Raw genomic sequence first — 23,559 nt, 5'->3', positions numbered from 1 at the left:
CTCTGATAACTCCAGGCAATGAACGATATCTTAGATCAAAACCATTTCATTACACAAAGTGAAATCAATAAATTTTTATTGGCTACCCTGCTTTGTGGAATCATCGGCGCTGAACGCGAATACAGAAGCAAATCTGCAGGTTTAAAAACCATGATGATGATCGGTTTGGGCGCTACCCTATTCACCATTTTATCCATCAAAATCGGGCCGACCAGTCAGGATCGCATTGCCTCGAACATTGTTACAGGCATTGGTTTTCTTGGTGCTGGCGTAATTTTTAAAGAAGAAAACCGCGTAAAAGGCCTTACAACAGCTTGCATCATCTGGATCGTAGCCGCCATTGGCATGGCTATAGGCTCTGGTTATTACGAACAGGCCGTTGGCGTTACCATAGTAGTGTTATTGGCCCTGATTATTTTTCCATTTTTAGAGGAAATCGGCGACCGCCGCTTTACCAAGCGGGTTTACCGCATTGTTAAAAGACAACATACACATGGCAATTTAGAAAGCTATGAAGAAGTTTTTAGAGAAAGTAAACTCAAACCACAACGCGGCAAACACCAATTGGTTGATAATATCATCACCGGAAACTGGGTAGCGACAGGAACGCCACAAAACCATCAGAAGTTTGTGGAGCGCATGTTAAAAGACGATGATATTATTGAATTTGATTTTTAACAGAATCAAACAGATCTACCCTTTGGGTTTGCAAGGCCATTTTTTTCTCGTCAACCACCATCGTGTCCGACCAGCGATCATGCCAGGGATCACAAGGATTACTGAGCGCACTAATTGCATTAAAAGGAATTACGCGGATCATATTTCGCGTAAATGCTTTTCCAAAATCGATATCGCTACCATCTAAGTTTACAGCTTTTGTTCCTGTTATGAGTTTTCCGATTGATTTTCCACGTGAAACAGCTTCTATCAAACACATAATAAAGCCATAACAAACCATCGCAATCAACCGGTCTAAAAGATCATTAATTCCGTCTAAAATTCCAGGAAGTAAAATTCCGATACAGATATAAATGCCAAAAAGAATGATGTAAAAAACAATTAGGTCGATAATGTAATTTGCGAGTCTTTTGCCCGAACTGGCACGGCAGTAGCTTAAATCAATCTCTTGATAATTATTGTTAAAGTCCATTTTTGGAGCGTTTGGATTAGATCTAACTAAGGTAAAATATTTTGATATTCAGTCAAAATTAATTTACCCAAAATCATAAAACAATCATAGCTTTGTGTAACTACATTCATAAATGATCAAGGAACAAATTTCAGTTTTCGATATTTTTAAAATAGGCATTGGCCCGTCAAGTTCACATACTTTAGGTCCCTGGCGTGCTGCCCAACAATTTACCGCTTCACTTGCACAGCAAAACCTGCTTAACGATGTTGAAGGCATTAAAATATTGCTGTATGGCTCTCTTGCCAAAACAGGCAAGGGACACGGAACTGATGTAGCCATTTTATTAGGTTTAACCGGAGCCGATCCCGTAACTTTTGATGTAGATGCGGTTACACCCACTTTCGAAGGCATCCAACGGGATAAAAAACTGAATCTTGCTGGTCATTTAACCATCAATTTCGATTATAATCAAGATTTACTCTTTCTTTTTGCCGAAAGTTTACCTTTTCACCCTAATGCAGTTACTTTTCAGGCATTTTTAAATAACGGAAAAGCTTTTTCCGAAACCTATTACTCTATTGGTGGTGGTTTTGTGGTGAAAGAAGGAGAAGATAACAGTAAAAAAGCCCAGGTTGATCTCCCATTTCCGGTAGAAAAAGCAAAAGAGCTGTTGCATTGGTGCCTGTCAACCGGTTTAAAGGTGAGCGAAATCGTAATGGAAAACGAATTGGCCTGGCGCACCGAAGCTGAAACCAAAAAGGGTATTTTACAACATTTCGCCGTCATGCGCGATTGTATTTACCGTGGCTGCCATACCACTGGCTTTTTACCGGGTGGTTTAAATGTAGCCAGAAGGGCTTTCCCCTTAAATAAACGCTTAATTAGTAAAAGTGAATATGCCAATTATAATGATTGGGTGGAAGCAATCAGAAAAGGCGGCAACGGTTTCAATTATACTTTAGATTGGGTAAGTTGTTTTGCTTTGGCCGTAAATGAAGAAAACGCATCATTTGGCCGCGTAGTAACTGCACCTACAAATGGTGCTGCAGGGGTAATTCCGGCCGTATTACAATATTTTATTACTTTTTGCGATGGTTACAGCGAAGAAAAAATCATCCAGTTTATTGCCTGCGCTTCAGAGATAGGCAGTATTTTTAAAAAGGGGGCAACTATATCTGCTGCAATGGGCGGCTGCCAGGCCGAAATTGGGGTTTCCTCTGCCATGGCTGCAGCTGCACTTACCGAGTGTTTAGGCGGCTCGCAACGGCAGGTTTTAATGGCCGCAGAAATTGCAATGGAACATCATTTAGGTTTAACCTGCGATCCGATTGGTGGTTTGGTTCAGATCCCTTGTATCGAACGGAATACCATGGGCGCAATTAAAGCCATTACCGCTAGTCAGTTAGCTTTACAGAGCAATCCCGATAAAGCAAAAGTGAGTTTAGACGCGGTGGTTAATACCATGTGGGAAACAGCTTTAGATATGAATGCCAAATACAAAGAAACCTCAGATGGAGGCCTGGCGACCAATATTCCAATCAGTTTGCCAGAATGTTAACTCAACTTTGTTGCAGTTAAATGACTAATGTTATGGATTTATTACAAAATTTCTGAGCCTAAATCAGCCAGGATTTCTACATTCGCTCAATTTTTAATAATATTCATAAAAAATGATCAACTACACAAAAATCAGTGTGATTGGTTTGGCTTTGTCGTTATCTATATCGGCAGTTTATGGTCAAGACAATCTTGTTAATTCTTTAAAAAACAACCAAAGCGAAAACAGTGCGGCTTCTTTCAAATTCACAGAAGTAATTAACCTGGCCAATACACCAGTTCAAAATCAAGGTTCTTCAGGCACTTGCTGGAGCTATTCTACCAATTCATTTTTAGAATCAGAAATGATTAAAGCAGGTAAACAGCCTGTTGCCTTATCACCACTTTTTTCTGCCCGTAATGCTTACGTAGAAAAAGGTAAAAATTATGTGCGCATGCACGGTGCCGTTTCATTAGGTGATGGTGGTGCTTTGCACGATGTAATCAACATGTACAGAAAATACGGTGCAGTTCCTCAAGAGGTATACACTGGTTTAAACTATGGCACAAAAATCAATAAAACTGCAGAGCTTGGCGATATCGAGAAAGGCGTTTTAGAGGCAGTTGTTAAAAATTCGAATGGCGAATTAACACCAAATTGGATAAAAGCTTATACTGGCGTAATCGACGCTTATTTAGGTGCTGTACCAGAAAACTTCACCTATAACGGTAAAAAATATACCCCACAAACTTTTGCTAAGGAAGTTGTAGGTTTAAATCCAGACAACTATGTAGAATTATCTTCATTTAACGATCATCCTTTCTATAGCAAATTTACTTTGCTGGTACCTGATAACTGGTCGTTCGATCAGGTTTACAACGTTAAAGTAACCGAATTGACAGACATTATCGACAATGCTTTAAAAGGTGGTTATACTGTAGCATGGGCGACTGATGTGAGCGAAAAAACCTTTAGCTGGAAAAACGGCGTGGCTTTTGTTCCACAAACACCTTTCGCTGATATGACGATGAAACAAAAAGCTGAATTGTTTAATGGCCCTCAGCCGGAGATGCAAATTACTCAGGAAAACCGTCAGTTAGCATTTGATAATTACCAAACAACTGATGACCATGGGATGCACATCGTTGGATTGGCTAAAGATCAAACCGGTAAAGAGTACTATATCGTGAAAAACTCCTGGGGTGCTACCAACGATTATAAAGGTTACTTATATGTAACAAAAAACTACGTGAAATACAAAACAACAGCCATTTTATTAAATAAAGCAGGTATACCATCTGCGATTTCTAAAAAATTAGCTTTGTAACCGAGTTTAAAATAATTTAAGGAGCCGCAGAAGAAATTTTGCGGCTTTTTTTGTTGGTTGTAACCGCAAAGGGCGCGAAAGTTTTAGCAAAGAGCGCCAAGCGATTGGCGGTCGGCGAAATTCCTCCAATACGTCATTTTACGCTACTCGTCGCGATAAATCAACTCCCCATGTAATCAGTACATCTGTGGCAAAAAAGCCTCTATGTTCTCTGTGCTTTTCTCCGTGGCCTCTGTGGTAAAAAAACGAGGTAAATTAAACCAGTCCCGAATAAGTGAGCACCAACCACCATAAACCCGTAGTAATAAACGAAAGCAATATCCCGATTCCCACCACCAAATTGGAAAGTTTTGGATTAAGGTTATATTGATCGGCCACTACCCCTGCCGTTAATAAGGTTGGCATGGCCATTTCGAAAATGGCTATTTTGGTAATTGTGCCGTTCATCCCTAAAATTATAGCAATCAGCATCAGCACTAAAGGGGCTAAAATCAACTTATATAATAAAGCAAAACTGATATGTTTCAATTCGCTAAACCAGCCCCCAAATTTTAATTGCAAACCAATCGAAAACAAAGCCAACGGACCAACCGTTCCGGCAAGCTTATCAAACAATGGATCAAGAGCAGAAACATCGATAAAACGTGGAATGGTTAAAGCCAATACACAACCAATCAATGGCGGAAAGGTTAATACTTTTTTAAGCACCAGTTTGGCGCTTAATTCCTGGTTCTGTGAAGATCGAATGGCCACAATCACCCCAATAGTCGACAGCAGCGTAAAAGTAACCTGATCGCAGATAATGGCGATTCCCAATTCCTTTTCACTAAAATAGGCCACAATTAAAGGAAAACCCACAAAAGAAGTATTACTTAAGGAGCTTGTTAATTTTAAGCCCCCTGAGCTTGCTTTGCTGATGTTCCTGATACGACTATAAACCGTGATGAATAACCAACCGAACAGCCATACACAAACTGGTGCAAATGCCGGGAAAAGCAAATCATTTGTCCAGGTGATGTGTGGCAGGTACTTAAACGAAACTGCTGGTAAAGCAATGTAAATAATCCAGGCGTTAATGCCTTTGTGTGCATCTTTAGGCAGCGATTTGCTCTTTCTAAAAACAATGCCCGCCAAAATGCATAAACCGATAAGAATGAAATTTGCCATTGAATGGTGCAAAGTTAATCTATAAAAGAAAAACGCCAATAAGAACTAACTTATGGCGTTTTAAATATTTTAAGCAGAAGGCTTTGGTTTTTTCTTTTTGTTCCAAACCTTTTTCTTGCCATTGTGCTGAGGTCTTTTTTCTTCCACATGTGTGATTTCCATTGCGGCTATACTTTCTGGTAACGGCATGCGGGGAACAGGCTTTTCAATCAGTTTCTCTATGTTATCGAACCTGCGCTTATCCCTTCCGTTAACCAGTGTAATGGCTGTACCTTTTGTGGCTGCCCTTGCGGTACGACCAATGCGGTGTACGTAATCGGCAGGATCGCCTGGAACATCATAATTGATTACTAAGTCAATACCTTCCACATCAATTCCTCGTGATAAAACATCGGTACCGATTAAAATAGGCAATCTTCTGTTTTTAAAAGCCAATAAAATATCTTCACGTTCTTTTTGTCCCAAATCTGAATGGAAGGCTTCGGCTTTAATACCCAAACCTTTAAAAGTCTTGTATAAAGCTTTTACTTTTTCTTTGGTAGAAACAAAAATGATACTGCTTTTATATTGTCCGCTTTTGAAAATCTCACTCAACAAAGCCTGTTTCTGCTGATCGTGGATATTGTAAGCCTGTTGATCAATACCTTCGGCAGGTTTTGCAATCGAAATGGTAATCTGCTTAGGCTCGTGCAAGATTTTGCCGGCCATTGTCCTTATTTTGGGCGCCATGGTAGCCGAAAATAAAAGTGTTTGCCTTTTCTTTGGCAGGTAGCTGATGATCCGGATAATGTCGTCATAAAAACCCATATCCAACATCCTGTCCGCTTCATCAAGGATTAAATGCTGTAAATGCTCCAGTTTTAGCACGCCTGACGATAAATGAGCCATTAATCTACCCGGAGTAGCGATAATGATATCTACACCTTCGCGCATCGAGCGTTTCTGCTGCTCGTAAGCAATACCATCTCCTCCACCATATACCGCTAAAGAGCTGATATTGGTAAAGTAGGCCAATGCTTCCACCTGTAAATCGATCTGTTGGGCAAGCTCACGTGTTGGGGCCAGAATTAAGGTATTGTTATGCCTGTCGGTAGCTTTGCTTATCTTATCCATTACGGGTAAAAGATAGCTGGCCGTTTTCCCTGTACCTGTTTGGGCGCAGGCAATCAGATCGTGGTTATCTAAAATTACCGGTATGGCTTGTTCTTGTATTGGAGTAGCGCTTTTATACCCCATGGCCATCAAGCCTTCGTATAAATCGGGGTTAAAGTTAAAGTCGTTAAAATTCAATCTATTGTATTTATGTCTTTTAGCAAAAGTACCTTAAAATACCGCCAATAGCAAACGGCATTTCAATATCGCTTCAACAAATACTTTCTACAGGCTAATACCAAAATAAAATAGCCCCAACTGCATTAATCAATTGAGGCTTGGAAATTATAATAGACGAAACTTAGTGTACCTGAATATCTTTTTCCGGTGTATTCGTTTCGGGGTTTTTAGGTAGGGTAACCATTAAAATTCCATCAGCGTAGTGTGCTGAAATATTTTCTAATAAAACCTTTCCGTTTAAGGCAAAAGCCCTTTCAAAAGTTCCATTACTATATTCTCTCCTGCTGTATTTTTTAGCTGAATCCGTTTCTTCTTCAGGCTGGTAAGAAATGGTTAATACATCATCTTTGGTCACTACTTTTAAGTGTTCTTTAACCAATGCTGGTGCATAAAGCTCTATGATGAAACTGTTTTCTGTTTCTTCGATGTTAACCGGTACTTTTCTAAATCCCTGGTTAAACATCCCGAATTTGTGGTGACCAAAAGGTCCACCAAAGTGACCTCCAAATCTTCCTTCTCCTGCGCCATAACGGCCATGCATCCTGCCCGAGTGGCATCTATGTTCTTTGTACATTTTACTTAATCTAATTGTTATTTATTTTGTTAATTCACAGGTTTAACCAATAGTTAATTGATAACTGCCTGCTCGGTTTTTGGGATCCCCAATAGTTGGGTTATGATGTTTGCATAAGGATAAGCTGGCGAAAAAACGGCATAATCAAATTTTAAACCCCTTATCTGCACCAAAATATCATCGATAAACTTCATGGGCTCCAATAAGGCACTGATCAATCCCGATTTCGGTTTTTCTTCATCGTTTTCATCATTCCGTTGAAAAACATTCAGCTCCTGATTATAAGCTTTAAAGTCGGCGCCCATTTCTTCTATAGGCCCCTTAAATTCATCCGAACTAAAAAAGGTAACCTTTTCCCCTCGGGTAATCAGGTCGTTGGCCATACCCAAAATCGGACTTACATCAGCCTGAGATGGATCGCTTAAAAAAAGTACCTGCGACATAACCTTATCTGTTTAGGGTGTTTACACTATCAATTGGGGTTATCATGGCATCAGTTGCTTTCCTGTTGTGGTGACTAACTCCATGATGTCTGCTGTATTCGTGCTGGCAATCTTCGTTGTAATGCCTGTTTTTAAAATCCAGCCGATCGCGGTATCCGTTTTGAACCGCAAGCACATTTAAGCTATAGAAAGTTCCTGCAGCAACAGCCAGTGCCAATAATATTCTAAATGTTCTCATCGCTTAATAATTTACGTTGATGTGGTTAAGGGTTCCGTTACTTTGTACGGTTGGTTTGTACCATTGGTTATCAATGGGTACAATCGGGTTGAAATGGTTTTCGAAACCATTATACCGGCTGTGGAAATAATGACGTCTTCTGCCGGCAAATGCCCTGAACATAAAACCGATCAGTACAAAGGCCAATATAAATTTGAATACAAACGGGATAAAGAAAGCGGTTGCACCTAATACGATCCCAAATCCTATAGCTTTTAATATTTTTTTCATCTTCTTATCTTTTTAAAGATTGGTAAACAATTCACTGTAAATGAGTTGAAGCACCAATACTGTTATTTTCGTTATTTATATAGGAAGACGGAGCAGCTTTATTTTTACTTTAAATTATTTTGATTTTTTTTAGTTTATTGAGGAATATCCCGTAGTTATGTCATCCTGAGGAATAATTATTTCATAAAATCAATATAAAAGACAGTGCTTTTTGGCAAAATGATAGGCTGCGTGAGATCGTCATTCCCAACTCGATTGGGAATCGTAATGCAAGCGCTTTAAGATTCCCGCCTGCGCGGGAATGACGGCCGTGCTAATGGATTCTGTCTATTGTAGCGTAGTGAAGGATCTTTTTAGTAGATTAACTTGTTGATTAGTGAGACAATAAATAGGTCGTCATTGCGAGGCACGAAGCAATCTTAATGCTTTAGTTATAGCAGCGATCGTTGTAAGATTGCTTCGTCGTTCCTCCTAGCAATGACGATACCTCTCAGAATGATCGGGTAATAAAACAAAAAAGCTCCGAATTTCTCCGGAGCTTTTAACTATTCTTTATTGCGATGGTGGCCCCAACCGCCACACCTTCGTTTATATTCTTCTTTAAATTTTACCCGTTCCTCATCATTCATGGTTTCCCATTTGGCACGCATGCTCCTCGCCCGCTCACGGAAACCGTTATGCCCGTCATGACCACCTTTTTTAAAATTACCGAAGAGCAACCTGCAAAGTACCAGTAAGCCCAGCGCCTGCCAATAATTTAGTTTGCCTGCATGTGCCACCTCAGGTAAAATCCAGTTCCATAAAAACATAACCACATACCCCAAAACCGCAGCAATAAGTACGGCTACGGGTAAAAAGAAAATAAATTTCTTGCGTCGATTAAAATTTCTATTCATCATGTCTGCAAATTTAATAGTTAATAAATTCCTGATATAAATTTTGTAAGCGGTTACGCAGGTGTTTCACCGCATAACCTTTTCTTGATATTAATGTTTTGATATTTTCGCCGCTTTCATCTGCCAGTTCCTGAAACGTGCGTTCTTCAAGCTCATTCTGCACAAATACGTAACGCTGATTTTCAGGTAGTTCTTCGAGGGCAATGAATAATTGATCCCAGAATAATTTTTTTAAACTTTCTTCTTCCGGCGAGTAGGTTTCGGCCAATAAAATTTCTTTGAAGTTAATTTCGCCATCTTCCCCTTCGAAACTGAAATCTTCCAGCGATTCTTCCTTTTGTTTCCGGTATTTATCGGTAATCTTATTTCTTGCCACACGGTAAAGCCAACCACTAATCTGCTCAATCGTTCCTACTTCGGGCTGATTGCTTAACTGGAACCAAACATCCTGTAAAATATCTTCCGCGTCCTCATCTGTATTCACCCTCCCGCGGATGAAACTGAACAAGCGCTTACCATAATTGGCAACGGTTGAAATGATATTTTGAGGTTCGTTTGTTGGCACTAAATTTTGTTTAATAATTCAGTAAACGGATGAAACTCAATATTACTTTAAATTTTCTTTATTTTTTTGGAATAACTTTCGAAGTTTGGTTTCGGGACTGGGCAGTGGCTAAATTTCGAAAGTATTAAAAGCACTGTGAGTAAGAAGTTATCATTATTTTTTGAAAATGAAAGGAGGATGGTCTTGGCAGACTGCAGCCCTGCTGTTTGCTATAGCCCTCATGCTTCGGGGCTGCCGCTGCCATCAGGTTTATTAACAAAGTGGGTGCACCCTGCAAACTCTAAAATGAAATGCTGTTTTGGCCACCCAGCCCCGGGTGAAGCGATACCCTGAAGGACGGAGGAACGGTGTCCAAAGTGTATGAGCGGAATACGGGAACCAGCTTATTTTTTTGTACAGGCATTGCGCTCCAAAAAGAGCTAACAATAAATTTCCATGCAGACTTACAAAGGCTTCCACCACACATGCTATCACACAGACTTCGTAAGCCTCTGCCTACTTCAAAGCGCCAGTTGGGTTACTTCCTCTATCAACCACAGTTTTAATGTTCCCGTTTAAATCTGAAACATAAATTTTGCTCTGTGTATATGGTTTTACTTCACCGCTATAAAAAATACGGTCGTCGGCAGTAACAAAAAGGAAAGGCACATGAACGCCTTTGGGTGAGATTGGTAATACTTTTTTACTGGCAACATCAAGAATATAAGCAGCCTCGGCCCTATCATGTAAGCCATCCAGCACCTCGCCATTACTGGCATTAAAGATTAATTTCTTGCCATCTTTACTGTAGAAAAAAATGCTGCTACTTGATATGTAATATGCATTTCCGATTAGCGCATTAATAGATTTTGTATCAATCAGTTTTCCAGTAAGATTGAATGTGTAAAGGTTATCCAGGTCATGTGCAATGATTTCTTTTTCATTTTTCCAGGTTGGTCCTGAAACACTGATATTAGACGCGCTATCCAATATGATATATCCCGAATTATCAGCCTTAATTAAACCTATTTTCCAGATACTATTTTTGTTAAAAATACTAAAAGCAATATTGCTTCCATCTGCCGACCAACTGGCACCATAATAGTTGTTGCTATTTACCTGTAGCTTAGCCTGACTTTTATTTTCCATGTCGGCAATCCAGATCGACCTGTTCCCTACAGAATCATTAAACGTGTAGGCCAGTTTATTTCCATCAGGCGAAATGGCCGGATCAGTAGCGCCACCAAATGAAATCTGTTTCATGGTATCGATACTCGTAGCTACAATTTTATCACCATCCTGATAAGCCAATGCAAAACTTTTATTGCTTAAAGAAACGGTATCTAAAACGGCTTTAGTGCTTTCCTCATTAGATTTGTTATTGCTACACGAAGTGATTAACGCCACACAGGGAATTAAAATAGAAACTAATCTGATACTGATTTTCGTCATGCGCAATTTTACAAATAGTTTTTCTTTCTGCAGATTAGAATGCCGTGGATGGACAATATTTTACTTAAAATAAACTTAATCAGTCGCCTTGGTTCGTGTCGCCACGAACCACACATAAATTAAATCTTTTTCTTATCCGCGTAACCGAAAACTTTTTGCAGTAAGGTTGTGCTTCTTGAGTTTAGATTACCCCTGATTTTTAATTCTTCTTTAGCTACCTCAACAAATAATCCATCTATCGCTTTCTGCGTAACATATTCTGTTAAGTTCGTGTTTACAGGTTTTACCAAAGGCAAGCGGTTATATTGAGTTGTTAAATCACTGTAATATTTGGTAGCGTTTACCTTGCTTAGGCTGGTGGTTACAATAGGGCTGAATTTTTCCATCAGTTGCGAAGTGGTTACCCTTTTAAAATATTCTGTTGCCGCGTTGTTGTTTCCCAAAAGGATATTGGTAGCATCGGTTAAAGTCATTTGTTTAATGGCCGAAATAAAAATTGGTTTGGCTTCGGTAGCGGCATCTTCTGCAGCACGGTTTAAGCTTACAATTACATTATCACAAAGTTTGTTCAAACCTATACCACGCAGTGTTTTTTCCACTTTTTGTGCTTCTGGTGGCATTAATATTTTAACGGCTAGATTACCCAAAAATCCATCTTTAACCGAAAGCCTGTCGGCACCGGCCGAAACCCCGATCTGTAATGCTTCTTTAATTCCCTGGCCAATTTCAAAAGTAGATGGCGTTCCGGTGGCACTTGTTGAGGTGGTACCTTGCTTTTCAGTTACCTTTTTAAAAATATCGCTCAGTTTAATCTGGGCATTTGCGTTAAGGCTTAAGGATAGCAGCACTATCGATGTAGCTAAAATATTGATTCTTTTCATTTTGTGTGTTTAGTGATGGTTAGCAAAACAACTGCCATAATTTAAATTGATGTTTCAAATATAAGTGTTTGTGTGCTGCGAATCTGGAATTAATGACGTGTAATCATCCCTAAAAAATTAGTTTATGCGCCATCACTCAGAAATATTTTTTATACTTGAAAGATAATTCGAAATAGCTGCCATTTTTTTTGAGATTTATAAAAAACACAGCTGGAAACAACCAGCAGGATGATGCCAAACTGATTGCCCAGTATAAAAATACCGGCGACTTAGATGCATTGGGTACGCTTTACAATAAATACATGCACCTCGTTTTCGGGGTTTGTCTCAACTACTTTAAAGACGAAGAGCAGAGTAAAGATGCTGTAATGCAGATTTTTGAAGAACTGGTAACCAAGTTAAAAGTGCATGAGGTACAGAACTTTAAAAGCTGGCTTCATGTTTTAACACGGAATCATTGTTTAATGGCACTGCGGAAATCAGCAAAGCAGAATAACGTTTCGATAGACGATACTTTTGTGGAAAACAGCGAGTTTGTGCATCTGGATATAGACAACACAAAAGAAACGCAGCTTACCATAATGGAAAAGTGTATGGAAACTTTGCCCGAAGAACAACGAAAAAGCGTAGATTTATTTTATTTACAGGAGAAATGCTACAAAGAAGTAGCCGATATTACCGGTTACGATATGCTTAAGGTGAAAAGTTACATCCAAAACGGTAAGCGGAATTTAAAGATTTGTATAGAAAAAAATAGTGGTGAATAACGACTGGTTAGATATTGATGTGCTGGAAGATTACCTTGATGGTAAGCTTGATGCCAAAGCCATGCACTTTGTAGAAAGGCAGGCTTTGGAAGATCCTTTTGTGGCCGAAGCATTGGAAGGACTAAAACAATCGCCAAAACGCAAACAAACGCTTTCTATTTTACAAAAACAGCTTTACGACCGTGTTTCGGAAAAACCAATAAAACGTAAACTGTGGGGCATTACTACGCAAAGGTTGAGTATTGCGGCAACTGCTACCGTAGCTTTTATTGCAGTAAGCATTCTGTTCTTTATGCGCGAAACCAATAGAAGGAACGCAGAAAATGTTGCACGTAAACAGGGCGGTGTAATGGTTCAATTAGATAGCACTACCGCAGTTGCTTCAAGTAAACCAAAACAAGATACTGCAGTACAAAGTGCGACTCAAACTGCTTTGGTAGATAAAGCCATAGCCGATGCGAAAAATACTGATCTGGCTAAAAATACGAAGACTAATACCCTTGTACAACCAGCTCCACAAGAGATTGTTGCTGCAAAACCAACAATTGGTTATAACCGCGCAAAGTTGGCGAAAGCTGAAAAAATGAGCACTTATGCTGAAAAAGCAAAAGCGGATCAAAGTGTATTAAATGAAGTCAAAGTTGCGGCGGCTCCAGCTATTGCATCAAATAAAATTGCGTTTAGTGGAAATGTGGTCGATCAAAGCAATGGTCAACCCATTCAAGGTGCTGTGGTAAAATTGGCAGGCTCAAAAAATGTAACGGCTACAGATGCTAAAGGTTATTTTTACTTACCTGCCGATAGCAATGCAAAAGATAAAGATCTACTGATTAATGCAATCGGTTTTAAAGAGGCGCCTGTAGTAGGCATACAAGACCCCAACGCCATTAAAAGCGCTTTAAGCGGGAATAAGTCATTAAATGAAATTGCGTTGATTACGGGATCTAACGGACAAAAGAAAGAAAATATTCCTGCGCCAAAAATCACGCTCCGTGCAGAACAAAACCTTGATGGAAAAGCAACAGGTGAAATTACCAAACCCATTCCGGTTTCGACGATAAACTATACCCAGTACCTGGAGAACAATAATAAGCTCTACAACCCAAAAGGTCCTGAGCAATTTGTGATTTTAAGTTTCAAGGTTAAAAAGAACGGCCGACCTACTAATATTTCCGTTATAAAATCACTCGACAAAAAAGCAGATGCAGAAGCAATGCGGCTTATTCGCGTCGGTCCGGATTGGGTACTGCCCAAAAAAGGAACTGATTTAGTAGAAATCAGCGTTAAGTTCTAATTTCCTTTATTCAACCACCGAGTACACGAAAAAAAGACACAGAGATTGTTGTAAAAGTACAGTTAAAATCCCTCTGTGTTACGCTGTGTAAAACTCAATGCCCTCTGTGGTAAAAACACATTCAATGTACAAACTCCCACATTTTACAGCTAATAATCAAGATGAAGTTCTTGAATTTATGCATCAAAACACTTTTGTAACCTTAATCGGTTACGATGGCGAATTTCCTGTTGCTACACAAGTACCGGTTAAAACGGTAGTTGATGGTGAATCGATAAAACTGATTGGCCACGTTATGACCAAAACCGACCATTGTAAGGCCTTTGAACAAAATCCAAATGTAATGGCCATTTTTACCGGTGCACACGCTTACATCAGCGCCTCGGTTTATGAAAAGCCGGCTTCGGTATCCACCTGGAATTACAAGACCGTTCAGGCTAAAGGCATCATCAGGCTGATGAGCCCGGAAGAAACCTACCAGGCCATAAAAGAACTAACCAATAAATATGAAGATCCGGAGACAAGTCCGGCTGCATTTAATAAAATGGATGAGGACTATATCCAGAAACATTTAAAGGCGATTACCGGATTCGAAGTTTTGGTGAACCATATCGATCATGTTTTCAAAATGAGCCAGAATCATTCAGCTAAAAATCAGGAAAGTATTGTGGCAAATCTGGAGGAAAGTGAAGATCCGCTGTCGAAAGAAGTAGCGAAGGAAATGAAGAAGAATTTGTAAGTACATCTATTATTTTACCACCGAGTCACACCAAGAAAAGGCACAGAGGGCGCTGAGAAGCGATCTATGTCAGTGTCTGAGCGGAGTCGAAGACTAGCCACGGAGACACAGATTAACACGGAGTAGTTTTCGCTTATTGAGCTCTCTCCCAAAGTTCGGGAATGCGCTGCAGTTGAGATAGCCTTCTCTGTGTTACTCGGTGTAAAACTCCGTGGCCTCTGTGGTAAAACAAAGTCACCTTGCGAAAAACTTAGCGTTCTTTGCGTTAAAAAATGCGAAAACGAAAAAAGACCAAAGCTAATGCCTTGGTCTTTCGAGTATATTAAGGATTTTGTTTTTACTTTAAGTAGTGAATTGCAGCATAAATAATGGCCGCCAATGTAGCTGAAACCGGAATGGTTAAAATCCATGCCCAGATTAAGTTGATGGTTACCCCCCAACGTACTGCTGAAACACTTTTTACAACACCTACACCTACAATCGAACCTGTAATGGTGTGTGTAGTAGAAACCGGGATCCCGAAATGCTCTGTAATCCCCAATGTAATGGCACCGGCACCTTCAGCAGCTACACCTTCAAGCGCAGTTACCTTGGTAATTTTCGAACCCATTGTTTTAACGATTTTCCAACCGCCACTCATGGTACCTAACGATATTGCCGAATAACAAGATACCGGAACCCACCAAGGCATGGCCTCGAAATTTGGAATAACCTTAGCGGCGATTAATGCTGTTGCAATAATACCCATAACTTTTTGGGCGTCGTTACCACCATGGAAGAAACTTAATGCTGCAGATGAGATCAGCTGCAAACGTTTAAACCATTTTTCTGCTGTTGCAGGTTTAGCATTGCGGCAGATATTGATGATAATCAATGTTAAAACAACTGAAATGACCAATCCGATTACTGGCGCAAGTACAATAAATGAAACGATTTTAATTACATAACCCATTTCTACAGCAGCAAGCGGACTCGCTCCAATTAACAGGGCATGTGTCATACCCGCACCGGCAAAACCACCGATAAGCGTATGAGATGAACTTGAAGGGATACCATACCACCATGTTAAAAGGTTCCAGATAATTGCAGCGATTAAGCCTGCCAGAATAACTTCTAAAGTGATGTAACTTTCAATTACTGTTTTTGCAACCGTATTGGCCACTTTGTGGTCGGTAAAGTAAAAGTAAGCCGCGAAATTAAACAACGCAGCCCACAAAACCGCCTGAAAAGGCGTAAGAACTTTTGTAGAAACAACTGTTGCAATCGAGTTAGCGGCATCGTGAAAGCCGTTAATGTAATCGAAAGCAATAGCCAGAATTACAACAATAACCAATAAGACCATGTTTATTTTTTATTAAGCGTTTTTAACCAAGATAGTTTCAAGCACATTCGCCACATCCTCACACTTATCTGTCGCTTTTTCTATCGTTTGTAAAACCTCTTTTTGTTTAATTAATTCAATCGCATTGGTTTCGTATTCAAATAAACGGGCAACGGCCAATGTAAATACATAGTCGGCCTGGTTTTCGCCGCTGTTGATACGGATACAGGCATCAGCAATTACACGTATATTCTTGAAACTGCGCAATTCTTTAATGGCTTTATCAATATCGGTACACATTTCTACCAAAAGTTCGGCGATTTTAACAATCGGCTCGTTAATGGTATTCATATTATACATTTGCATACGGTTTGCAGTTCCGTAAATATAATCTGCAACATCATCAACAGCAGTAGCCAATTGGTGAATATCTTCTCTATCAAATGGAGTAATAAAGTTCCTGCTAAGCTCAAGAAAAATCGAATGGGTAATATCATCACCAACGTGCTCTAAGCGTTCAATTTCTTTAAAAATTGTTTTCCTGCTTTCAGCATCACCCGTGCTAACCATCTCTAAAAGTGTTTCAGCAATTTTTAATGCATTGCTACCAGCTTGTTCGAAAAGTGGGTGAAACTTCCTGTCTTGAGGCGTAAAGAACTTAAAAATATTGTTCATGTTAATTTTTAATATGGTACAAAGCTACAAGCTCAATGTTAAGTTAATGTTAATTCATTAATTATATTAAGAAATCATTACCTGTTTTCGTCACATTTTATTGCTTTCAACTTTCTTTTAGGTATTTGATAATGAAATGGATAAAGGTTTAGGAAAATAATAAAGGTAATTCGGAATGGTTTTGAGGTGATCCGTGAAATAGAAACACGCAGCAACTTCCGCTGGACTATGGAGAACGTTGCTACTGAAGAATTTTTAGCCACAGATAAACACGGATTTTATACCTGCAATTAAATTATATTCACTCGCAAAAACAAAAAGTTGTTCGTGGAGACACGAACCACGGCTATGGAAGACATCCTGGTACATCTCTTTCCGTACTTCTGTGTTTCCGTGGCGAAAAAAAAGTTCGTGGAGTATACGAACCACGGCATTTGAATTATTAACCATAGATGCACACAGATAAACACGGTATACCCTTTTGCATCCCTTTTTATTTGTGGTTATTTATTTATATCACTCGCGAAGGCAAAAAGTGTTTCGTGGAGACACGAACCACCGCAAAGAAATGAAGACCTTCACTCAGTGTTCTTCGTGCCTTTTCTCTTTCACTCTGTGGTAAAATTCCGAGCTATCCCCCCTTTTGCAACGTAAATGCAAAGGTTGTACCGATACCAGGCGTACTTCTTACTGAAATGGTTTGCTGGTGAGCTTCTAAAATGTGTTTTACAATAGCCAATCCTAGGCCCGTGCCCCCCACTTCTCTTGCCCTATGGGTATCGATGCGGTAAAAACGCTCAAATAACCGCAACAGGTGTTTTTCTTCAATCCCAATGCCATTATCAGTAACTTCGATTAATACCTGATCATGCAATTCGAAAATCTTGATGGCTGTTTCGCCACCATCAACGCCATATTTAATACTGTTTACAATCAAATTGATCAGCACCTGCCGTACTTTTTCCCTATCAGCTAAAACAGGGGTTAGTGCTGTATATTTATCTTTAAAGAAAAGTTTAATGTGTTTTGCCTGTGCACGGTCTTCGAGATTTTCCATTACCTCCTTGGCCAACTGCACAAAGTCGAATTTTTGATAATCGATAGGCGATTCGCCAGTTTCGAGTTTCGAAATCACATCCAGATCGTTGATCAGGTAACTTAAGCGCTCTACATTGTTTTCTGCCTTTTTCAAAAACAGAACGGCCTGATCAGGATCATCTACCAAACAATCCTGCAAGGTTTCGATATATCCCTGAATGGCAAACAACGGAGTTTTAAACTCGTGTGAAACATTAGAAAGAAATTCCCTTCTAAACTGTTCCTGTTTTTTTAAGAGGTCTATTTCTTTTTTCTTCGCTCCGGCCCATTCTTTCACCTCATGTTCTACATCATTAATCGGATCAGAACTTACATATTCGCCAAGTGCATCCTTTAAATCTTTACCCAGCTTAAGGTTATGGATCAGTTTGTAAATCAGTTTGATCTTAGTGTAAATATATTTTTCGAGCAGGTAATAAAAAACCAGAAAACTACACAGAAACGATACACCAAAAGAAATAGCCAGGTAATACCAGCTATGCTGAAAATAAAAATTAACCATCCCGATGGATAGGCCCACGGCAAGAGCAGTAAATAAAACCAGCACACTTAATTTCATGCTGCAATTTAAAGCTTTTTATGTTAAATGTGTGTTAACAAGCATTCCTGCTGCAATAAATACCGAAAACAAAAAAGCTTTCCCTTTTGAGGAAAGCTTTTTAAAATAAGTTGCTTATAAATTATTTCTTTGTAGAATCGCTTTTAACTGGAGCAGGAGCTGCTGCTGGTTTAGTGTTGTTTAAACTTCCGCCAATTGGAGATGGTGATGGCGTTTTATCTAAACGTTCCTGAATAGCTGAGTTTCCAACTGCAGCAGAACCACCGCTTGTTTTAGCGATTGTAGTAACAGCAAGGGTTAACACCACAATTAAGGTTAACAATACCCACGATCCTTTTTCCAAAACATCGCCAGTACGCTGTACGCCAAACATGTTACTGGTGCCACCGCCTGTAGCTAAACCTCCACCTTTAGGGTTTTGTATTAAAACAAATAAGCCTAGGGCTACACACGCAATAATTAATAAAATGATTAAAAAGGTTACCATGGTAATATTATATTTTTTAAAATTTCTTTTCTATAGATTGGATAAGGTCGGCAAAGTAACGGCTTTTTTCCGGATATTTCAAACTTAATTTTTTATAAGTATCTATGGCTTTGTGATAAAGCATCTGCTCGATATAAATTTTGGCTAAAGTCTCCGAAACAAGGTCGTAATTGTCTTCTGCACTCTTTTTTGCCTTGTTTTCATTATCAATCTGCTCAGGCTTCGGTGGCTTAATTGTAGGGTCTTCTTTTAAAAAGCGCTCAATAATTTCTGCACCCTTGGCATCCTTAACTTCGGCAGCTGGATATTCGGCCAGATGATCTGCCACCTCGAAAGGGGTTTGGATATGGAAAATGTGCTCCACATATTGCTGCTGAAACTCGGCCCGCTCCTGCTGTTGATTGTTTTGTGGCTGTGGTTTTAACGGTCCTTGTTTAGTTGGCGCATAAGGCTGAAAAATCTGTTCGTGCTCTTTACGTGTTTTGGCCAGCCACCATAAAAAGGTATAAGGAAGTTTGTCGTCGTTATACTGCGAAACAAAATTCTGCTCCGGATCATCGGGTACTACAGTTTCTATTTTGGGCACTTCCGCTACTACATCAGTGCTTAGTTTTTGCTCAAATGCAAAAAAGTCTATGGAAGCTACACTTTCAATAAATGAATCATCTGCTGCAGGTAAATCCATTAAATGATCGGTACCTGGAAGGTTATTTGGCGTTTCCACCTCAGCTGTTTGATTTAACGGAGGAGCATCATTACTGGCAATTTCACCAATCTCTTCAAAAATCTCTTGTTCATCGCGATGATCTTCAGCAACTAAAGCATTAACCTCAGTTTCTGCTATTTCTTCTTTTAATGCCTCCTGGTTTTCGCTTGTTGGCTCACTCGATTTCTCAAGAATTTCCTGTTCATCATCAAAAGCCTCAACATCTGTAGTTTCAATTTCTTCCTCTTCATCCTGAACCGGAACCATATTTAACACATGAAACAAAACATGGCCTTGGCCATATAATGCGGCCTTTGGCACAAATGATGCATTGGCCTTAGCCAGAAGTAAATGGATGGGCTGTGAATACGGAAATTGCTGAACCATTTCCTGCAACATGGACGCATGCTCTGGCCTAACCTTTCCAGGTTGCGCAAGTAAATCTGCCAGTAGCTTTTTGTTATCCATTATCGAGGTTTGGCGCTAAGTTAAAAAAATGTATACGGGTTTTTAAAATTTTGTCTTCTACAATCCGGTATTATTTTACCATTGTGCAAAGGCACGGTTAAAAATATCTTCAGATAATTGCTTGTTAATGTTCTCGATAGCCCCCGGCAATAGCGTTTGGATTGGCGCACCATTTATCGGGAAATCGAAAAATTTAGTAAAGCTTTCTTCAAAACTTTCTTTTTCGTGTTCTTTTAGGTTGTTTTTATACTTTACAGAAACGGTAATGGTTAACCTGTTTGCGCCTGAAGTAGGTGTAGCACTGTTTTGAAGTGCAACAGGTTTGATATCATAACCAGTTATTTTGCCTTCAAATGATGCATCGCCTTCGCCTGTGGGCGAAATAATCAGTTTAGTTTGATTACGGATACGGGTTTTGAGCGATTCTGTTATCTGGTTACTCAGTGTAGGTACTACAAGCGGTGCATTGTTTTCGAACACACGCACTACCACCGTTTTTAATCCTGTTGTAGATGCTCCGCTAAATTTATAAGAGCAGGCACTCAATACCGAAGTAGCAAGAATTAAGGCTAATATTTTAATTTTCATCATTATCGAAAATAGTATCTAAAATTATAGTGAACGTAATTTGGTCAGGATCGATATACCGCTTTGGGTAAATTACAGATTTAATTCCTTAATTTTCCTGTACAATGTACGTTCTGATATGCCCAGCTCCTGCGCAGCAAATTTGCGTTTGCCTTTGTGCTTTTTAAGTGCTTTTTTAATCAGATCTGATTCTTTATCAATCAGCGACAGCGATTCTTCGACCTCTTCTGCCTCATGCGCAAAATAATCGCTATTGTTATTATTGTTTACATTATTATTGGAAGGCGTTGGGTGTTGGATGGTAAAAGCATGCTCCTGCCCAACCGGCAACTCTACATCGCGATACAATTGATTGATATACTGTGGATTATCAGCCAAAACCGTAGCAGTATTACCTCCATGTTGAATGATTTCGGCAACGAGTTTTTTAAGCTCAACCATGTCCTTCTTCATATCAAAAAGCACTTTATACAAAATATCACGTTCTGTAAAATCTTCTTTCGACTGCGAATTGATGGCCATAGGCAGGTTACTGCCAGCCTCATTTGGGATATAGTTTAAAATGGCCTGTCCGGTAACATTACGTTCTTTTTCTAACACACAAATCTGCTCGGCAATATTTTTTAACTGACGAACATTACCCGGCCAGCTGTAATTGGTTAAAATCTGGATAGCATCGGGCTCCAGGTGTAAAGCCGGACTACGGTATTTATCGCTAAAATCGGCAGCAAATTTTCTAAATAACAGGTAAATATCTTCTTTACGCTCTTGCAAAGCTGGAATACGCAATGGAACGGTATTTAACCTATAATATAAATCCTCGCGGAATTTTCCGTTTTTAACACGGTTGTACACATCAACGTTGGTGGCAGCAATAATACGGACATCAGTTTTCTGCACCTTAGATGAACCTACGCGCAAATATTCGCCACTTTCTAAAATACGCAATAAACGGGCCTGTGTGCCTAAAGGCAGTTCGGCAACCTCATCTAAAAAGATGGTACCGCCATTTGCCACCTCAAAATATCCTTTACGGGCTTCGTGCGCACCGGTAAATGACCCTTTTTCGTGACCAAAAAGTTCAGAATCTATTGTTCCTTCTGGAATAGCACCGCAGTTTACCGCTATAAAGGCACCATGTTTACGGGCGCTCATTTGATGGATAATCTGCGAGAAAACCTCCTTACCACTACCGCTTTCGCCGGTAATTAATACCGACATATCGGTTGGTGCTACCTGACTTGCAATATCTATGGCACGATTAAGTAAAGGCGAATTGCCTATAATACCGAACCGCTGTTTAATATTTTGTGTATCCATTCTTTAGATTTGAGTATTGAGATTTGGGATATCAGACCTTATGCCCACTACCTTCTACCCTCAACCTTTCTTAAACTATTTTCCCGATCAGCGTAGCTGAAGTACATTTTTCGATAAAAACATTGGCGTATTCACCTGGTTTAACACCTTCTATCGCAGGAAAAATGGCCATTGCTCCACTATCGCCCCTTCCGCAATAATCAAGATCTGATTTTTTAGAAGTGCCTTCAATCAATACGCGCACGGTTTTACCCACCCATTCTTGCAAACGCATCAGTGAATGTGCCTGTTGTTTGGCCAAAATTTCGGCTAAACGGCGTTTTTTCACTTCTTCAGGAATATCATCTTCCAGTTTACGGGCCGCTAAAGTTCCCGGTCTTTCAGAATAGGTGAAGTTATAGGCAAAATCATATTGCACATAATCCATCATGCTCAGGGTTTCCTGGTGCTCTTCTTCAGTTTCGGTACAGAAACCTGCGATAATATCGGTAGAAATTGCACAACCAGGAATAATATTCCGGATGGCATCAATGCGGTTAATGTACCACTCGCGGGTATAAGTCCTGTTCATTAATTCCAACACTCGGGTATTACCAGATTGAACCGGCAGATGGATATAGTTACAGATATTGTCGTATTTAGCGATGGTATATAAAACCTCGTCGGTAATATCTTTTGGATGTGAAGTAGAGAAACGCACCCTTAAATCAGGGCTAACCAAAGCAGTCTGTTCTAAAAGCTGGGCAAAATTTACGGTTTCGGTACCGTCTTCTGATGTCCAGGTGTACGAATCTACATTTTGTCCTAAAAGCGTCACTTCACGGTAGCCTGTTTCGAACAATCCTTTTGCTTCTTCCACAATCGAATGTGCATCGCGGCTACGTTCGCGGCCACGGGTAAAAGGCACGACACAGAAAGAGCACATGTTATTGCAACCACGGGTGATGGAAATAAAAGCGGTGATTCCGTTGCTGTTTAAACGAACCGGACTGATATCTGCATAAGTTTCTTCGCGTGATAACAGCACGTTAACAGCTTTATGCCCGCTTTCTACCTGTTCAATCAAATTAGGCAGGTCGCGGTAAGCATCTGGCCCAACCACTACATCTACCAAACGTTCTTCTTCTAAAAATTTAGATTTTAAACGCTCGGCCATACAGCCTAATACCCCAACAATCAATTTCGGGTTACGGCGTTTTTCGACCCCAAATTGTGATAAACGGTTTCTTACCCTGGTTTCTGCATTTTCGCGGATAGAGCAGGTATTAATGAAGATCACATCTGCCTGATGGTAATCCCCGGTGGTTTCAAATCCAGTTTCCGAAAGAATAGAAGCAACAATCTCGCTATCAGCAAAATTCATGGCACAGCCATAACTTTCGATATATAATTTACGGGCATCGGCTTTTACTGGCGCATCTAAAATTAAAGCTTCACCTTGTCTGGCCTCATCGTGCGTCTTATCTGGAACTTGTAAATCAATCATTATTTAAAAACTTTTGGGGATTGCAAAAATACATAAATTTAATTAAAAGTGACAATTTGACATATTTTGTTTAAATGTTTACAGTGGGATTATGATCTTCACATTATTGCTAAGCACAAAGTAATTTCAAACCATAGGTTAAAATAACAGCATTAAGATTAGCCTTCGCATGAAGTATTTATTAAGATAGATTAAAAGTTTTTGGAAATATAGGGTTCCGTGCCAATGGCCGGCAACAGTCCCGCCCCCCCGCTTCTG

At 39.7% G+C, this 23,559-nt stretch carries 25 protein-coding genes; 6 read left to right on the top strand and 19 right to left on the bottom strand.

The window, feature by feature from the left end; translation table 11 throughout:
* Positions 1–18 precede the first annotated feature (18 nt).
* Positions 19–678 carry an MgtC/SapB family protein gene (locus U859_RS0102120; RefSeq protein WP_025141794.1) on the top strand — a complete coding sequence of 220 codons (660 nt, stop codon included), beginning with the start codon at positions 19–21 and terminating at the stop codon, positions 676–678.
* Here U859_RS0102120 and U859_RS30845 read toward each other — a convergent pair.
* Entirely contained in the window at positions 659–1,150 is a 492-nt protein-coding gene (locus tag U859_RS30845) for an RDD family protein (protein ID WP_025141793.1), read from the bottom strand. The two genes, U859_RS0102120 and U859_RS30845, sit on opposite strands and share 20 nt — an antisense overlap.
* Before the next feature lie 112 nt (positions 1,151–1,262).
* Between U859_RS30845 and U859_RS0102110 the strand changes: the two genes are divergently transcribed.
* Positions 1,263–2,690, top strand: coding sequence for an L-serine ammonia-lyase (locus tag U859_RS0102110; RefSeq protein ID WP_025141792.1), 1,428 nt, complete (start codon positions 1,263–1,265; stop codon positions 2,688–2,690).
* Positions 2,691–2,802: 112 nt separating this feature from the next.
* On the top strand, positions 2,803–3,996 hold the full coding sequence (locus tag U859_RS0102105) for an aminopeptidase C (RefSeq protein WP_025141791.1): 1,194 nt from the start codon (positions 2,803–2,805) through the stop codon (positions 3,994–3,996).
* Between the two features lie 255 nt (positions 3,997–4,251).
* On the opposite strand, the gene U859_RS0102100 is transcribed toward U859_RS0102105, so the two are convergent.
* From U859_RS0102100 to U859_RS0102055, 10 genes are all read right to left on the bottom strand, one after another.
* Positions 4,252–5,163: an AEC family transporter gene (locus tag U859_RS0102100; protein WP_025141790.1), complete on the bottom strand. Its 912-nt coding sequence runs from the start codon at positions 5,161–5,163 to the stop codon at positions 4,252–4,254.
* 69 nt (positions 5,164–5,232) lie between these two features.
* Positions 5,233–6,453 (bottom strand): DEAD/DEAH box helicase, encoded by a 1,221-nt coding sequence (locus U859_RS0102095; RefSeq protein ID WP_025141789.1) that lies wholly within the window; start codon positions 6,451–6,453, stop codon positions 5,233–5,235.
* Positions 6,454–6,616: 163 nt separating this feature from the next.
* Positions 6,617–7,069 (bottom strand): Hsp20/alpha crystallin family protein, encoded by a 453-nt coding sequence (locus tag U859_RS0102090; protein ID WP_025141788.1) that lies wholly within the window; start codon positions 7,067–7,069, stop codon positions 6,617–6,619.
* Between the two features lie 53 nt (positions 7,070–7,122).
* The gene (locus tag U859_RS0102085; protein ID WP_025141787.1) at positions 7,123–7,512 is read right to left on the bottom strand and encodes a hypothetical protein; all 390 of its coding nucleotides are present in this window, start codon (positions 7,510–7,512) and stop codon (positions 7,123–7,125) included.
* Between the two features lie 4 nt (positions 7,513–7,516).
* The gene (locus U859_RS0102080; protein ID WP_025141786.1) at positions 7,517–7,750 is read right to left on the bottom strand and encodes a hypothetical protein; all 234 of its coding nucleotides are present in this window, start codon (positions 7,748–7,750) and stop codon (positions 7,517–7,519) included.
* A gap of 3 nt (positions 7,751–7,753) precedes the next feature.
* Complete coding sequence (locus tag U859_RS0102075) at positions 7,754–8,020, bottom strand: hypothetical protein (RefSeq protein WP_025141785.1); 267 nt, start codon at positions 8,018–8,020, stop codon at positions 7,754–7,756.
* A gap of 545 nt (positions 8,021–8,565) precedes the next feature.
* A complete protein-coding gene (locus U859_RS0102070) occupies positions 8,566–8,919 on the bottom strand; it encodes a hypothetical protein (protein WP_037505130.1) in 354 nt (117 codons plus the stop codon).
* A 10-nt stretch (positions 8,920–8,929) separates the two neighbouring features.
* Complete coding sequence (locus U859_RS0102065; protein ID WP_025141783.1) at positions 8,930–9,481, bottom strand: RNA polymerase sigma factor; 552 nt, start codon at positions 9,479–9,481, stop codon at positions 8,930–8,932.
* Between the two features lie 495 nt (positions 9,482–9,976).
* Positions 9,977–10,912, bottom strand: coding sequence for a PD40 domain-containing protein (locus U859_RS0102060; RefSeq protein WP_025141782.1), 936 nt, complete (start codon positions 10,910–10,912; stop codon positions 9,977–9,979).
* A 119-nt stretch (positions 10,913–11,031) separates the two neighbouring features.
* Complete coding sequence (locus U859_RS0102055; protein ID WP_025141781.1) at positions 11,032–11,793, bottom strand: DUF4197 domain-containing protein; 762 nt, start codon at positions 11,791–11,793, stop codon at positions 11,032–11,034.
* A 188-nt stretch (positions 11,794–11,981) separates the two neighbouring features.
* On the opposite strand from U859_RS0102055, the gene U859_RS0102050 reads away from it, so the two are divergent.
* The 3 genes from U859_RS0102050 to U859_RS0102040 all read left to right on the top strand — a co-directional run bounded on the left by U859_RS0102050 (position 11,982) and on the right by U859_RS0102040 (position 14,593).
* On the top strand, positions 11,982–12,560 hold the full coding sequence (locus U859_RS0102050; protein WP_025141780.1) for an RNA polymerase sigma factor: 579 nt from the start codon (positions 11,982–11,984) through the stop codon (positions 12,558–12,560).
* Entirely contained in the window at positions 12,553–13,854 is a 1,302-nt protein-coding gene (locus U859_RS0102045; RefSeq protein ID WP_025141779.1) for a carboxypeptidase-like regulatory domain-containing protein, read from the top strand. Before U859_RS0102050 ends, U859_RS0102045 begins: the two co-directional genes overlap by 8 nt.
* Positions 13,855–13,978: 124 nt before the next feature.
* Positions 13,979–14,593 carry an FMN-binding negative transcriptional regulator gene (locus tag U859_RS0102040; protein WP_162799837.1) on the top strand — a complete coding sequence of 205 codons (615 nt, stop codon included), beginning with the start codon at positions 13,979–13,981 and terminating at the stop codon, positions 14,591–14,593.
* 337 nt (positions 14,594–14,930) lie between these two features.
* Here the strand turns inward: U859_RS0102040 and U859_RS0102035 are convergent, their stop codons facing one another.
* The 8 genes from U859_RS0102035 to miaB all read right to left on the bottom strand — a co-directional run bounded on the left by U859_RS0102035 (position 14,931) and on the right by miaB (position 23,301).
* Positions 14,931–15,935: an inorganic phosphate transporter gene (locus U859_RS0102035; RefSeq protein WP_025141777.1), complete on the bottom strand. Its 1,005-nt coding sequence runs from the start codon at positions 15,933–15,935 to the stop codon at positions 14,931–14,933.
* 12 nt (positions 15,936–15,947) lie between these two features.
* Entirely contained in the window at positions 15,948–16,589 is a 642-nt protein-coding gene (locus U859_RS0102030) for a DUF47 domain-containing protein (RefSeq protein WP_025141776.1), read from the bottom strand.
* Positions 16,590–17,220: 631 nt separating this feature from the next.
* The gene (locus tag U859_RS0102025; RefSeq protein ID WP_025141775.1) at positions 17,221–18,246 is read right to left on the bottom strand and encodes a sensor histidine kinase; all 1,026 of its coding nucleotides are present in this window, start codon (positions 18,244–18,246) and stop codon (positions 17,221–17,223) included.
* Between the two features lie 121 nt (positions 18,247–18,367).
* On the bottom strand, positions 18,368–18,733 hold the full coding sequence (secG, locus tag U859_RS0102015) for a preprotein translocase subunit SecG (RefSeq protein ID WP_025141774.1): 366 nt from the start codon (positions 18,731–18,733) through the stop codon (positions 18,368–18,370).
* A 16-nt stretch (positions 18,734–18,749) separates the two neighbouring features.
* Complete coding sequence (locus tag U859_RS0102010; protein ID WP_025141773.1) at positions 18,750–19,907, bottom strand: hypothetical protein; 1,158 nt, start codon at positions 19,905–19,907, stop codon at positions 18,750–18,752.
* A gap of 75 nt (positions 19,908–19,982) precedes the next feature.
* Entirely contained in the window at positions 19,983–20,498 is a 516-nt protein-coding gene (locus U859_RS0102005; protein ID WP_025141772.1) for an LptE family protein, read from the bottom strand.
* A gap of 69 nt (positions 20,499–20,567) precedes the next feature.
* Complete coding sequence (locus tag U859_RS0102000) at positions 20,568–21,815, bottom strand: sigma-54-dependent Fis family transcriptional regulator (protein ID WP_025141771.1); 1,248 nt, start codon at positions 21,813–21,815, stop codon at positions 20,568–20,570.
* Positions 21,816–21,885: 70 nt separating this feature from the next.
* Positions 21,886–23,301: a tRNA (N6-isopentenyl adenosine(37)-C2)-methylthiotransferase MiaB gene (miaB, locus tag U859_RS0101995; protein ID WP_025141770.1), complete on the bottom strand. Its 1,416-nt coding sequence runs from the start codon at positions 23,299–23,301 to the stop codon at positions 21,886–21,888.
* Between the last annotated feature and the right edge of the window lie 258 nt (positions 23,302–23,559).

It is taken from the genome of Pedobacter jeongneungensis (assembly GCF_000633455.1).
Lineage (GTDB): Bacteria > Bacteroidota > Bacteroidia > Sphingobacteriales > Sphingobacteriaceae > Pedobacter > Pedobacter jeongneungensis_A.
This window is presented reverse-complemented; position numbering and strand designations above follow the sequence as displayed.